The organism is Meiothermus sp. (genome assembly GCF_026004075.1).
Lineage (GTDB): Bacteria > Deinococcota > Deinococci > Deinococcales > Thermaceae > Meiothermus.
Map to the genome: position 1 here is coordinate 1,420,478 of NZ_BPIK01000001.1, position 13,232 is coordinate 1,433,709.

9 protein-coding genes are annotated in these 13,232 nt (G+C 61.2%); 6 read left to right on the forward strand and 3 right to left on the reverse strand.

The window, feature by feature from the left end; all coding sequences use genetic code 11:
• Positions 1–3: 3 nt before the first annotated feature.
• The gene (locus Q0X18_RS06845) at positions 4–474 is read right to left on the reverse strand and encodes a peptidylprolyl isomerase (RefSeq protein WP_297560187.1); all 471 of its coding nucleotides are present in this window, start codon (positions 472–474) and stop codon (positions 4–6) included.
• Positions 475–603: 129 nt separating this feature from the next.
• Between Q0X18_RS06845 and cysK the strand changes: the two genes are divergently transcribed.
• The 4 genes from cysK (at position 604) to Q0X18_RS06865 (ending at position 6,683) form a co-directional block, all read left to right on the forward strand.
• The gene (gene cysK / locus Q0X18_RS06850) at positions 604–1,539 is read left to right on the forward strand and encodes a cysteine synthase A (protein WP_297560189.1); all 936 of its coding nucleotides are present in this window, start codon (positions 604–606) and stop codon (positions 1,537–1,539) included.
• 53 nt (positions 1,540–1,592) lie between these two features.
• A complete protein-coding gene (radA, locus tag Q0X18_RS06855; protein ID WP_297560191.1) occupies positions 1,593–2,909 on the forward strand; it encodes a DNA repair protein RadA in 1,317 nt (438 codons plus the stop codon).
• Complete coding sequence (locus Q0X18_RS06860) at positions 2,906–3,973, forward strand: PIN/TRAM domain-containing protein (protein ID WP_297560193.1); 1,068 nt, start codon at positions 2,906–2,908, stop codon at positions 3,971–3,973. Before radA ends, Q0X18_RS06860 begins: the two co-directional genes overlap by 4 nt.
• Before the next feature lie 97 nt (positions 3,974–4,070).
• Complete coding sequence (locus tag Q0X18_RS06865) at positions 4,071–6,683, forward strand: hypothetical protein (RefSeq protein WP_297560196.1); 2,613 nt, start codon at positions 4,071–4,073, stop codon at positions 6,681–6,683.
• A 566-nt stretch (positions 6,684–7,249) separates the two neighbouring features.
• Here the strand turns inward: Q0X18_RS06865 and Q0X18_RS06870 are convergent.
• Complete coding sequence (locus tag Q0X18_RS06870; RefSeq protein WP_297560199.1) at positions 7,250–8,275, reverse strand: dihydroorotate dehydrogenase-like protein; 1,026 nt, start codon at positions 8,273–8,275, stop codon at positions 7,250–7,252.
• A complete protein-coding gene (gene nifJ, locus Q0X18_RS06875) occupies positions 8,272–11,868 on the reverse strand; it encodes a pyruvate:ferredoxin (flavodoxin) oxidoreductase (protein WP_297560201.1) in 3,597 nt (1,198 codons plus the stop codon). Before nifJ ends, Q0X18_RS06870 begins: the two co-directional genes overlap by 4 nt.
• 132 nt (positions 11,869–12,000) lie before the next feature.
• On the opposite strand from nifJ, the gene Q0X18_RS06880 reads away from it, so the two are divergent.
• Together Q0X18_RS06880 and Q0X18_RS06885 are read left to right on the forward strand one after the other, a co-directional pair.
• The gene (locus tag Q0X18_RS06880) at positions 12,001–12,369 is read left to right on the forward strand and encodes a hypothetical protein (RefSeq protein WP_297560203.1); all 369 of its coding nucleotides are present in this window, start codon (positions 12,001–12,003) and stop codon (positions 12,367–12,369) included.
• Positions 12,359–13,114 (forward strand): hypothetical protein, encoded by a 756-nt coding sequence (locus Q0X18_RS06885; RefSeq protein WP_297560206.1) that lies wholly within the window; start codon positions 12,359–12,361, stop codon positions 13,112–13,114. The genes Q0X18_RS06880 and Q0X18_RS06885 overlap by 11 nt, the downstream gene beginning before the upstream one ends.
• Positions 13,115–13,232: the final 118 nt, after the last annotated feature.

The following is a 13,232-nucleotide window of genomic DNA, read 5'->3' on the forward strand; positions in this document are numbered from 1 at the left end:
GGCTTAGTGGCTGTGTTCTCGCGCGCTGTGGACATGACCGTGCTCGAGCTCTTCCGGCGTTGCAGGACGAACATCCGTAACGGTGACTTCGAAGTTGAGGGTCTCGCCCGCCAGAGCGTGATTGAAGTCGATGGTCACTTCCTTGTCGTCTACGTTGAGAACCGTAAACGGCATGGGGTTACCCTGGGAATCTTCGGCATAAAACATGGCCCCTTCCACAACCTCGGCGTCTGCCGGGAAGGCCGCACGATCTACCACCTGCACGCCTTCGGGGTCGTAAAGGCCGTAGCCCTTTTCCGGGGGCACGGAAACCACCACCTGCTCACCAGCAGCCTTGCCCTCGAGGGCTTCTTCCAGGCCGGGCACAATGTTACGATGGCCGTGCAGGTAATCCAGCTCACCCTGGTCAATCAGCTCGTTTTCAACGTGCAGGGTATACCGAATGGAAACCACATTGTCTTTGCTTACTGTCATAACTACTCCTCTCCATTCACAGAAACCTTCTGTTGTTTCCGCGAGACATCCGAGTATAAAACATGCAGATGAAACAATCGTAAACCAAAACCGGTTATTCCAACAATGCCATGCCCTATGCTGGTAGCCATGAATGTGGAAGACGTGATTGGGAAGACCCCGGTGGTTCGCCTGAAGCGCATAGTAGCGCCAGATATGGCGGAGGTTTGGGTGAAGCTCGAAGGCAACAACCCCGGTGGCTCCATCAAAGATCGCACCGCCTGGTATCTGATCAAGGACGCTGAAGAGCGCGGCATTTTGAAGCCAGGCTCGGGCCAGCTCATCGTAGAGCCAACCAGCGGTAATACCGGCATTGGGCTGGCCATGGTAGCGGCCAGTCGGGGTTATAAACTGATTCTGACCATGCCCGCTCAGATGTCGGAAGAGCGTAAGCGCATCCTCCGAGCTTATGGAGCCGAGTTGGTGCTAACCGATCCCAGCCGCCGCATGTTGGCTGCCATCGAGGAGGCTAACCGTATCGTGGCCGAGCGAGGCGCTTTTATGCCCAACCAGTTCGACAACCCAGCCAATCCCAGGGCCCATTACGAGACCACCGGCCCGGAAATTTTCGAGCAAATGAAGGGTCGCCTTGATGCCTTTGTGTACGGTTCGGGCACCGGGGGCACCATCATGGGCGTTGGCCGGTACCTGCGCGAGCGCCTGCCCGATATCCAGATAATTGCCTGCGAACCCCGCCGAAGCAATGTGCTCTCGGGCGGCCAGATGGGTTCGCACCAGTTCCAGGGCATGGGGCCAGGGTTCATTCCGCCCAACCTCGATGTAAAGATGCTGGATCGGGTGATTCAGGTGCTGGAGGAAGACGCTTTCCCCCTGGCCAAGCCGCTGGCCCGCGAAGAAGGGCTTTTTGTTGGAATGAGTGCCTGCGGAATGATCTGGGCCGCCCTGCAAGTAGCCCGTGAACTCGGGCCTGGCAAAAGGGTTCTAACCATCGCCTGCGACTCGGGTATGAAGTACCTCTCGACCCAACTGTTTGCGGATGCCCAGGCTGAAACCAGCACGCTTTGAAGGTGCGTCAACACCTGTAGTTTGCACGATTTGTAGGCTAAACTTGCTCTCAGATGGCTAGGGCGTCTATCCAGTTTCGCTGTACCGAGTGCGGATACAAGTCGGTCAAGGCACTCGGGCGCTGCCCCAACTGTGGGGCATGGGACAGCTTCGAAGAAGAAGCGCCTTCGCTTAAATCTGTGGGCACTGGTAAGGCCGGGGTAGTGAGGCCCCGCCCCGTGCCCAATCCAGCGGCGTTGACCCGCCTCGAGGATGTGCCGGAAGGCGGCGAGGTGCGGTTCTCGAGTCGGATCGGGGAGCTTGACCGGGTGCTGGGCGGGGGGTTTGTGCCAGGCGAGGTGCTGTTGCTGGGTGGGGAGCCAGGGGTCGGTAAGAGCACCCTTCTGCTGCAGGTAGCCCAGCAGATGCTGGAAGCGGGCAGGCGCGTGGTTTATCTGGCCGGGGAGGAGTCGCCTGGGCAAATTCGCCTGCGGGCTAAGCGGCTGGGTATTTCGGGGGGGCTCGAGCTGCTCCGGGAAACCGAGCTGGGGGCTATGCTGGCTACCCTCGAGGCCGCCCCCCCCGAGTTTCTGGTAGTAGACTCCATTCAAACCATTGAAACCACCGCCTCGCCAGGCTCGTTGGTAGCTGTGCGTGACGCCACCGCGGCCCTAACCCGCTTTGCCAAGCATCATCAGGTCACCACCGTGTTGGTTGGGCATGTGACCAAAGAGGGCTTCGTGGCCGGGCCTAAGGTGATTGAGCACGTAGTAGACGCTACTTTGTACCTGGAAACCGCCGGCAACTTTAGAGTGCTGCGTTCCAGCAAAAACCGCTTCGGGCCGGTAGGCGAAATGGGCGTTTTTAGCATGTTGCACGAGGGAATGGAGGAAGTGGCTAACCCATCGGCAGCGTTTCTGGCTGAGCGGCCGTTGGGAGCGCCGGGTTCGGTGGTGGCCTTGAGCCTTTCAGGCGAGCGCGCACTGGCCCTGGAGGTGCAGGCCCTGGCAGCCCGCACGCCTTTCCCGGCCCCTCGCCGGGTTTCGCAGGGACTGGACAGCCGCCGGGTAGACGTGGTGCTGGCGGTGCTGGAGCGAAGGCTCAACCTGCCCCTGGGCAATCTGGATATCTACGTCAATCTGGCCGGTGGGCTGCGGGTTTTCGATCCGGGGTTGGATCTGGCCGTGGGGCTGGCGGTGTATTCTGCTGTGGTAGGCCGTCCGCTTCCCCAAGATGTGGCGGTAGTGGGCGAGGTAGGGTTGGCCGGGGAGTTGCGCAGCGTGGAGGGCCTCGAGCGCCGCCTGCGGGAAGGCCAGCGGGCAGGTTTTGAACGTCTGGTGCACCCACCCCAGTTCAAAAGCCTCGAGGCCGCGGTAAGCAAGTTTTTATGAGCATGACTCGGTGGATTCTGTACGGACTATTTGCCTATCTGGGCTACCAGGCAGGGGTCTGGCTCGAGGCCAACGGTCTTATCGGAAGCAGCCCCCTGGGCAGTCTGACCAGCCTCAACCGCCTATACCTGGGTGTGGTGGGCTTGCTGGTGGGCTTCCTGCTGGTACCTCGTCTGATGGATTGGGCTCTGCAGCGCTGGGAGCACGCCCAGCACTGGCTCAAGCAGCTCCCACCCGAGATTCCGGTAGCCATCACCACGGCTTCCGGTCTAGGGCTTTTGCTGGCGGTACTGCTGACCAACTTGCTCAATCAAATTCCTGGCTTCTCTGCGATTCACTCTCTAGTCATCGCAGCAGTGCTGGTTACATCACTCTCGGCTTTTGCCATCGCCAACCGCGAGTATTTTCGCCCGTCCCGTCCTGCGGCACATCCCAGCAAACCCAGGGGGGGTAAGGTGCTCGATACCTCGGTGTTGATCGATGGGCGCATTGGGGATGTCGCCGAAATGGGTTTTCTAGAAGGTCCCCTTTTTGTACCACGGCAGGTATTGCGTGAGTTGCAACAGTTCGCCGATTCTTCCGATGCCCAAAAACGCGCCAAAGGGCGCCGGGGTCTGGATACCCTCGAGCGGCTCAAGCTGAGTGTGGAGCTTGAGGTGCTCGATAGCTTCGAAAGCGACGAGCCTGTGGACGACCAGATACTGGCTGAAGCCAAGCGGATGGGCTCGGCCTTGGTCACCAACGATCACGCCTTAGCCCAGCTTTCCCGTATTTACGGGGTCAAAACCCTCTCTATTCAGGCTTTAGCCTCGGCCCTGCGATCCCCGCTACAGCAAGGCGATACCCTGAGCATCACCATCGTCAAAGAGGGCAAAGAGCCCGGCCAAGGCGTTGGCTACCTGGAAGACGGCACCATGGTTGTAGTGGACGACGCCATCCCTTTCAAAGGTAAAGAAGTGGGGGTGGTCATCACCCAGGCCATTCAGACCCAGGTGGGTCGTTTGCTGTTTGGAAAGCTCCAGGCCGAGCCAGTCGACCGCCCGGCTTATAAAGCCGAGCGATAGTCGCCTTTTTTGTTATCGAAGCCGCAATAACACGCTTAACAGGCTCGAGAAGAAATCTTGTAAGAGAGCACGGCCAGGGCACGATAAACTATAGCCAATGCCCTACCGTGTGGCCAAAAGCCGCCTCTTACCTCCACGCACGGCGCGGGAGGTAGAGCGTTTGCGACTTTTGGAGCGGCTGCGGCTAGGTTTTGCCAAAAGCCCGGTGCTGGTACTGGCTGCGGGGGCCGGGTATGGCAAATCCACCCTGCTCTCGAGCCTTCCGTCCTTGTGGCTTACCCTGGGCGAGGACTGCTCCGACCCGGTGGTGCTGGGCTGGCACCTGGTCGAGATCTACCGGCCCCGCCTGGGAAATAAGCTGGATGGCGTGGTCGGTGCGCTCGAGCGGGGTGCCTGGGCCGTAGCCGGTGATCTCTTGCTCGAGCAATTAGCTAGCCAACCCGCCCATACCCTGGTGCTCGACGAGGCACAGCGGGTTACAAGTCGCGAGGCTGTGGTGCTATTGCGTACCCTGAGCCAGGTACCGGGTTTACATATGGCCGTGCTGACCCGCCGGGCTGCACCATGGGAGGTTTTGGGCCAGGTACTCGGCGAAAGCGAGTTGGCCTTCGATTCTGCCGAGGCTCTACAGCTCGGCCAGGCTATCGCCCCTGAGTTGAGCGCTTTTGAAGTAGAGCAGGCCCATAGTCTGGTGCGGGGCTGGCCTTTAGGGCTGCGCCTTTTGCTCCGGGCTATGCGGCGTGGGGCCAAGCCAGAGGAAGCTTTCTACGCACACCCTGACCCGGCAGGCTTGCTGGTCTATCTACTCCCCGCCTTACCCGATGCGGTGCTCAGTCTGGCGGCGCGGGCCAGCGTGCTGGGCGAGGTTGGGCCCGAGGAGGCCGCCTGGGTAGGTGGACTGGAAATACTACAGCCCTATGCACCAGACCTGCTGTTAGAGCAAGTAGGAGGACGCATCCGCTTCCACCCCCTGGTGCGGGCCGCCCTGATGAGCCTGCTCGAGCCCAGCGAGGTGCGGGGACTGCTGACCAAGGCTGCAGATTTGGCTTTGCAGCGGGGAGAAGAGGTACAGGCAGCAGGCTATCTGTTGGAAGCCGGGCGGCTGGGGCACGCGGCCGACCTGCTTCAGCGCCAGGGCCAGGCCTGGCTGGCTCGAGGGCTTACTTACACCGTGCTGGCCCTGCTCGAACGCCTACCCGAAACCATGCGGGCCACCCGACCCGATCTGCGCTTCCTGCATGGAGAAGCTCTGCGCCAGGCTGGGCGCTACACCGAGGCCGAGGCAGTATATCAGCAAGCCCTGGACGCCGGTGCAGATCAGGCCCTGCTGGGCCTATCGAGGTTGTATCTCGACACGGTGGAGCCAGCCAAGGCCCAGGGCTATCTGCTGGCGGCCCGTATGCGCTTTCCCATCGAGGTTGAAAGGCTTTGGGCCGAGAACCTGCTCAACTCGGGGCGAATCGAGGAAGCCATGGCGCTTGGTCTGGAGGGCCCCCGGGTCTGGCTGCGCAGCGGCCAGCCCGAGCGGGCGCTGGCTGAACTGCGCCGGTTGGAAGGGGATGCCACCGCACGCGCCCCGCAAAACCACCGCGAGGGAACCCTGCTGCTGGCCCTGCTGGAGGCCATCGCTGGCGACGCGTTGGTGGCCGAGCAGGCCGCCCACCGGGGCCGCCGCGAGGGCGAGACGCTGGGCAGCCCCTTTGTGGTGGCGCTGGCCGAGGCCCGGCTTGGGCATGCCTTGCTGGCCCAAAACCGCTGGGCCGAGGCCGGCGAAGCCTACCGAAGGGCGCTTTCCCTCTCGCAGGGTGGGCCGGCTCGCTTGCGGGTGGAGCCCCTCGGAGGGCTGGCCGCGCTTGGCGAAGCCCGCGCCTTTGAAGAGGTGGTGCGTCAAGCTCGCGAAGCCGGGGATGCCTGGGTCGAGGCCTTCATGACCCTGGTGGCTGCCCAGGCCCACCTGCGGCGGGGCTTGCCCTTCAACCTGCCCGCACTGCCAGGGCTGCAAGACCCATTTTTGCGCGCACTGGCTGCCAGCTACCCCTGGGCCGCCGACCCGGAGGGTATGCTGGCGCGCTATCCCTTCCTCAGCCAGCCTACCCTCTTTGCCCCGCCTTTGCACCGCAGCCGCCGGCTTTTGTGGGAGGCTGGAAAGCTGGACGTAGCCTATCATCCCGGTGTGAGCGTTGAAATTCGCGCTCGAGGCCCGTTTCAGGTCTGGGTCAATCACCAGGAAGTGCGCTTTAAGCGCGAGAAAACCCGCACCCTGCTGGCCTTGCTGCTCATCAAGGACTGGAATAAAGAGGCCCTGGTGGAGGCCCTCGAGGTCTCCAACGGCGAGTTCAGGGTGCTGTGGTCGGAGCTGCTGGGCGCCCTCGAGCCCGGACGCCCGCCCCGCGCGCCGGGATACTTCCTCAGGCCCTACGCCCTGTGCAGGGTTCCCGAGCTTCGGGTGGATTTATGGGAAGACATCCGCAGTAAAGACGGCCCCTTCGAGGAGCTGGATCACCCGGTGCTCGAGCGCTACCGCGCGGCCTGGCTGCAGGATGTTCTGCGGGCCTGCCGCCAGAGCGATGCCCCGGAGGAATGGCTCTTTGGGCTCCGCCTCGACCCGCTAGACGAAGAGTTGCTGGCCCGCCTCGAGCACACCGAGCTGGCCGCCCTGGCCCGGCGCATTCGCCAGGAAGCCCTAGAGGAGCTCGAGCTAGAAAGCTAAATTGGGGCGCGGATAGAACCTGTGGAGACAGTCTGCGCTAGTCGCCTCATCTTGGCCGGCAGGCCGGCGGTCGGGTTTACACGGTGTGCCTGCAGCCCGCGCCACCCTGCCCTTGGTGCTTGGAAACTGGAGATGTAATACGCATTCCAGCGGTATCGTTCACTTTTGAAAGCTTAAACGATACTGCCGAAATGCTTTTCTACTCCCTTCGGTCGGCTTGAATCCTTCACCTCTGACTGCACATGGCGGTGAATGATTCAAGCGGAAACGGTATGCTACCAGATTCGGTTAGTTCGTCACCGAACGGTGGCGAACTAACCCGACCGAAGTTATCCGCGTAGCGGAGGGCGATACCGCCCCTTGGAACGGGAGTGCTCTAGGATTCAAAAAGATGGCCACTCAAAGCCTATTGTTCGATGACTATCTTTTTGAATCCGGTATGAGGGGGTGCTCTGCTTCAGCAAGACTTCGGCGTGAGCTCAGTCGAACGCTCGGAGCCGTGCTTCGACAGGCTCAGCAAACGTAGGATTCGACAGGATGGCTGCTCGAGGTTTTTTGTTGGCAGGCTATTTGATGAGCCTGCCGGTGGGGTCGGGCCGCCAGGAGCGGAGTACCTTCATGTAGTTGCCCCGCTCGAAAGCGTCGGGGTTGGCGACATGCTTCTGGCTCATGCTGCCCTGCATCTGCCGGATAGATTCGTATTCGTGCTCCTGCATCCAGGTTTGCAGGTCTTGCAAAATGGCTCCTACCCGCTCCACGCCATTTTTCAGCAACTCCGAGGCCATCATGGCCACCTTAGCCCCCGCCATCATGCCCTTGAGCACCTCGAGGTGCGAGTGTACCCCACTGGTAATGGCAAAGTCGGCCTGGATACGCCCGTACAGAATGGCGATCCAGGTCAGCGGCAGGCGCAACTCATCGGCACGGCTCAGTACCAGGTTGGGGGTTACCTCCAGATGCTCCAGGTCAAAATCCGGCTGGTAAAAGCGGTTGAAGAGCACCAGTCCCGAGGCGCCGGCCTGCACAAAACGAGCGGCCATGTGGGTAAAGTTGCTGAAGTAAGGCCCCACCTTTACCGCAATCGGGATGGTAACGCTCTGGCGGACGTCCCGCACCACATCCAGATACATTTCTTCCACCTCGAGGCCGGTCAGGGTGGGGTCGGTAGGAAGGTAATATAGGTTCAGTTCGATGGCATCGGCCCCGGCTTCTTGCATCATTCGGGCATACTCGATCCAGCCCCCCGACGAGACCCCATTCAGGCTGCCCATGATGGGAATTTGGGTGGCCTCCTTGGCTTTGCGAAGAAGCTCCAAATACTCGTGTGGCCCCACATTGAACTGGTCTGGCTGGGGAAAGTAGTCCAGCGCTTCGGCGTAGCTATGGGTGCCATATTCCAGATAGTGATGCAGCGCATGGCTTTCCTGCTCAATCTGCTCCTCGAAAAGCGAGTACATCACCACCGCTGCGACGCCTGCATCCTCGAGCCTGCGAATTCCATCCAGGGTATAAGAGAGGGGCGAGGCCGAGGCGACCAGTGGATGGGCTAGCTTAATCCCCAGGTAGCTAGTGCTCAGGTCAGGCTTGCTCATACTTCCTCCCTTGCCGCAGCCGGTGATGCAGTGGAAGGGCTCGGTTGAGTGGTTCCTTCTTCTGCCGCAACCCCGGCCATTTGTTCATAGTCCCTCCAGCGGGCCAAGATGGCCTCCTGGGCAGCCTGAAACATCTGCTCGGCCGCTTGTGGGTTGATCTGCCGCAGCATGCGGTAGCGGTTTTCATGCAGCGCGTAGTCCTTGAAGCCAATCTTGGGCGGCCTGGAGTCGAGTTGGAAGGGGTTCTTGCCCTGGGCTTTCAGGCGGGGGTCGTAGCGAAAGAGCGGCCAGTAAGCCGATTCGGCGGCCAGTTTTTGTTGTTCCATGCCTTTGGCCATATCAATGCCGTGGGCGATGCAGTGGCTATAGGCAATAATCAGGGCCGGGCCGGGGTAACTCTCGGCCTCCAAAAAAGCTTTCACGGTCTGGGCATCGTTGGCGCCCATGGCCACCTGGGCTACGTAGACATAGCCATAGCTCATGGCGATGCGCCCCAGGTCTTTCTTGGGGGTGGATTTACCACCGGAAGCAAACTTCGCCACCGCTCCCAGCGAGGTAGCCTTAGAGGACTGACCACCGGTATTGGAGTACACCTCGGTGTCGAGCACTAGGAGCTTAACGTTGCGTCCGCTGGCCAGGACATGATCCAGCCCCCCAAAGCCAATGTCGTAAGCCCAGCCATCGCCTCCTACAATCCATACCGACTTGCGCACCAGGACATCCGCCAGGCTCAGCAGATCCTTGGCCTTTGCGTCCTCCTGGCCCTCTAGTCTGGATTTCAAGAGCGCAACGCGCTCACGCTGGGCATCTATGCCGGCCTCGTCGGACTGATCGGCCTGCAGCAGCGCATCCACGAGTTCAGCGCCCAGCTTTTCCCGCATCTGGCCAAGTAGTTCCCTTGCATACTGGTTTTGTTTATCCAGGGTAAGGCGCATTCCCAGGCCAAACTCGGCGTTGTCTTCAAACAGGGAGTTGCTCCAGGCGGGGCCGCGCCCCGCGCGGTTTTTGGTCCAGGGGGTGGTGGGGAGGTTTCCCCCGTAGATGCTCGAGCAACCGGTGGCGTTGGCAATTAGACAGCGATCGCCGAAGAGCTGGCTCAAAAGTTTCAAGTAGGGGGTTTCGCCACAGCCTGCACAGGCTCCCGAGAACTCGAACAACGGTTGCAGCAGTTGTACGTTTTTGACCATGCTGAAGTTTAGGCTGTCGTGACGTGGGTAATCGGGCAGGTTCAGGAAGAACTCCCAGTGTTCGCGGCCCTGGGCCCGCAGGGGTAGTTGGGGTTCCATGTTGATGGCTTTGCGACCGACCTGGCTTTTGTTCTTGGCCGGGCAAACCTCCACACACAGCGAGCAACCCGTGCAGTCCTCCACCGCAACCTGTAGGGTGTAGCGCTGGTCTTCCAATCCCTTCCACATCGCTTTAGCCGTCTGGAAGCCTGCCGGTGCTTGAGCAAAGGCTTCGGGTGGGGCTACCTTGGCCCGAATAACCGCGTGGGGGCAGACCAGCACGCACTTACCACACTGAATGCAGACCGCGGGATCCCAGACCGGCACCTCCTGGGCAATGTTGCGCTTCTCCCACTGGCTGGTGCCGGTTGGATAGGTGCCATCTGCGGGAAGGGCGCTTACCGGAAGGGTATCGCCTTTACCGGCCAGCATGGGTGCGGTGACGGTCTGCACGAAGGCGGGGGCTTGGGGCGAGACCACCGGGGGCATCCGAAGGGTGCTGGTGGGGGCTGCGGGTACCTCGATGGGGTACAGGTGGGACAGAGCAGCGTCTACGGCGGCAAAGTTCTTGCGAACCACTGCCTCTCCGCGTTTTCCATAGGTTTTGCGGATGGCCTCCTTGATTTTCCCAATGGCCTCTTCGCGCGGCAGTACGCCAGAGAGGGCAAAGAAACAGACCTGCATCACCGTATTCATCAGGTTGCCCAGCCCCACATCCCTGGCGACCTTATAGGCGTTGATGGTGTAGACGGCCAGCTTCTTCTCGATGATTCGGGCCTGCACTTCGTAGGGCAGGTGGTTCCAGGTCTCGGCTGGGTCGTAGGGGCTGTTGATGAGCAGGGTAGCCCCCTCCCGTGCAGTTTCCAGCACGTTGTAGCGCTCGAGGAAACCGAACTGGTGCACCGCTATGAAATCGGCCTCCTGAATCAGGTAGGTGCTGCGGATGGGTTTGGGGCCAAAACGCAGGTGGCTGATGGTGCGTGCCCCCGACTTTTTGGAGTCGTAGACGAAATAGCCCTGGGCGTAGAAATCGGTCTCCTCGCCGATAATTTTGATGGAGTTTTTGTTGGCCCCCACCGTCCCATCCGACCCCAGGCCCCAGAACACCGAACGCTTGACTTCGGGGGGTTCGATGCACAGGTTGGGGTCGTAGGGCAGACTGGTATGGGATACGTCGTCGTGGATGCCCAGGGTGAAATGGTTTTTGGGGGAGGGCTTTTTCATTTCCTCGAATAGGCCGATGAGCATGGCGGGCGTAAACTCTTTTGAAGAAAGCCCGTACCGACCCCCAACAACCAGCGGACGGTTCTGGGAAAGGCCCTCGGCCACGGCGGTGACCACGTCCTGATAAAGCGGTTCGCCTGCGCCGCCGGGCTCTTTGGTGCGGTCGAGTACGGCAATAACCCGTACGCTGGACGGAAGGGCCCCGATAAAAGCCTCAACGCTGAAAGGGCGGTAGAGCCGCACCTTCACGAGCCCAACCTTTTCACCCTGGGCTTGCAGGTACTCGATTGTTTCCTGGGCGGTCTCGGCCCCCGAGCCCATGAGTACCACAACCCGTTCGGCATCGGGTGCGCCATAGTAGTCGAATAGCCTGTACTGCCGCCCGGTGCGCTCGGCAAAGTGGTTCATGTAATCTTGCACGATGCCTGGAACCCTCTGGTAATAGGGATTGACGGTCTCTCGAGCCTGAAAATACACATCCGGGTTTTGGGCGGTTCCGCGCAGCACAGGGCGGTCGGGGGAAAGGGCCCTGGCCCGGTGCGCCCGGATCAAATCTTCGTTGACCAGTGCGCGGAGGTCTTCATCGTCGAGTGCTTCAATCTTCATCACCTCGTGGGAGGTGCGGAATCCATCCATGATGTGCAAAAAGGGTATGCGGCTCTCGAGGGTGCTGGCCTGGGCAATTAGCGCGAAGTCTTGAGCTTCCTGTACCGAACCTGCAAACAGCATGGCCCAGCCGGTAGCCCGCGTGGCCATCACATCCGAGTGGTCGCCAAAGATGGAAAGCCCCTGGGCGGCGATCGAGCGAGCTGCAATGTGAAAGACCGTGCTGGTCAGCTCTCCCGCAATTTTATACATATTGGGGATCATGAGCAGCAGGCCCTGGCTGGCGGTGAAGGTGGTGGTGAGGGCTCCGGTTTGCAGGGCCCCGTGTACAGCCCCGGCAGCCCCTCCCTCGGACTGCATTTCCTGAACCAGAGGTACCGTACCCCAAAGGTTGGGGCTGCCCTGGGCGCTCCACTGGTCGGCAAACTCGCCCATGGGCGAGGAAGGGGTGATGGGGTAGATGGCAATAACTTCGTTGAGCTTATGGGCGACTCTGGCAACCGCCTCATTCCCATCTACGGTGATTACCTGGCGCATGGTGGCCTCCTGAAAAGAACCTAGTCTTAATCTAGTCTTTTCCCCAGGGACACATTGCCCTTCGATTGCTTTGGGTCAGGCTCAGAACATTTCAATGCCGGGCCCTGCCAGGGCGAGATAAACTATGTCCTAATGCCCTACCGAGTGCCCAAAAGTCGGTTGCTCCCTCCCCGCACCGCGCGGGAGGTGGAGCGGCAACGCCTGAGCGAGCTGCTGCATCGGGGCTTTGCCAAAAGCCCGCTAATGGTGCTGGCGGCAGGGGCTGGGTATGGCAAGTCCACGCTGCTCTCGGCCCGCCCCGCGGTCTGGCTTACCCTGGGGGAGGACTGCTCAGATCCGGTGGTGCTGGGCTGGCACCTGCTGGAGGCGTATAGGCCGCGGTGGGGCCAGGGCTTGGACGGGGTTTCTTCGGCCCTCGAGCGCAGGGCCTGGGCTAGCGCCGGCGAGGCCATGCTCGAGGCCCCTGAGCGCGGGGCCTCCCCACCTGCTGGTGCTGGATGAGGCGCAGCGGGCCGCTAGCCGGGAGAATGTGGCCCTGCTGCGAATGCTGATGCAGATTCCGGGTTTACACATTGCCGTGCTAACCCGTCGGGCCGCCCCCTGGGAGGTGTTGGGGCGGGTGCTGGGCGAGGGCGAGCTGGCCTTCGACGCGGCGGAGGCTTTGCAGTTGGCCGAGGCCATTGCCCCCGAGCTACCGGTTTTCGAGGTCGAGCAGGCCCACAGCCTGGTGCGGAGCTGGCCTCTGGGGTTGCGCTTGTTGTTGCGGGCCATGCAGCGGGGGGCCAAACCAGAACAAGCCTTTTATGCCCATCCCGACCCCGCGGGCCTGCTGGCCTATCTGGTGCCTGCACTGCCGGGCGAGGTGCAACAACTGGCTGCCAGGGCCAGCGTGCTGGGGGAGCTGGGGCCGGAGGAGACGGCCTGGGTAGGCGACCTGGGGTTGCTCGAGCGCTACGCAGCAAACTTACTGCTGGAAAGTGTGGGCAGCCGCATTCGCTTTCATCCTTTGGTACGCCAGGCGCTCATGGCCCTGCTTCAGCCCGAGGAGGTGCGGAACCTGCTTTCCAGGGCCGCCGATGCTGTTTTGCAGCGGGGCGAGGATGTGCGTGCGGGCGGCGGGGTATTTGCTCGAAGCCGGGCGCATGGGCCATGCCGCAGACCTGGTGCTGAGCAAAGGCCAGGCCTGGCTCTCCGAAGGGCTTACCTATACGGTGCTTGCGATGCTCGAGCGGCTACCAGAGTGTAATACGCATTCCAGCGGTATCGTTCACTTTTGAAAGCTTAAACGATACTGCCGAAATGCTTTTCTACTCCCTTCGGTCGGCTTGAATCCTTCACCTTTGGCTACGCCCCACGGTGAAGGA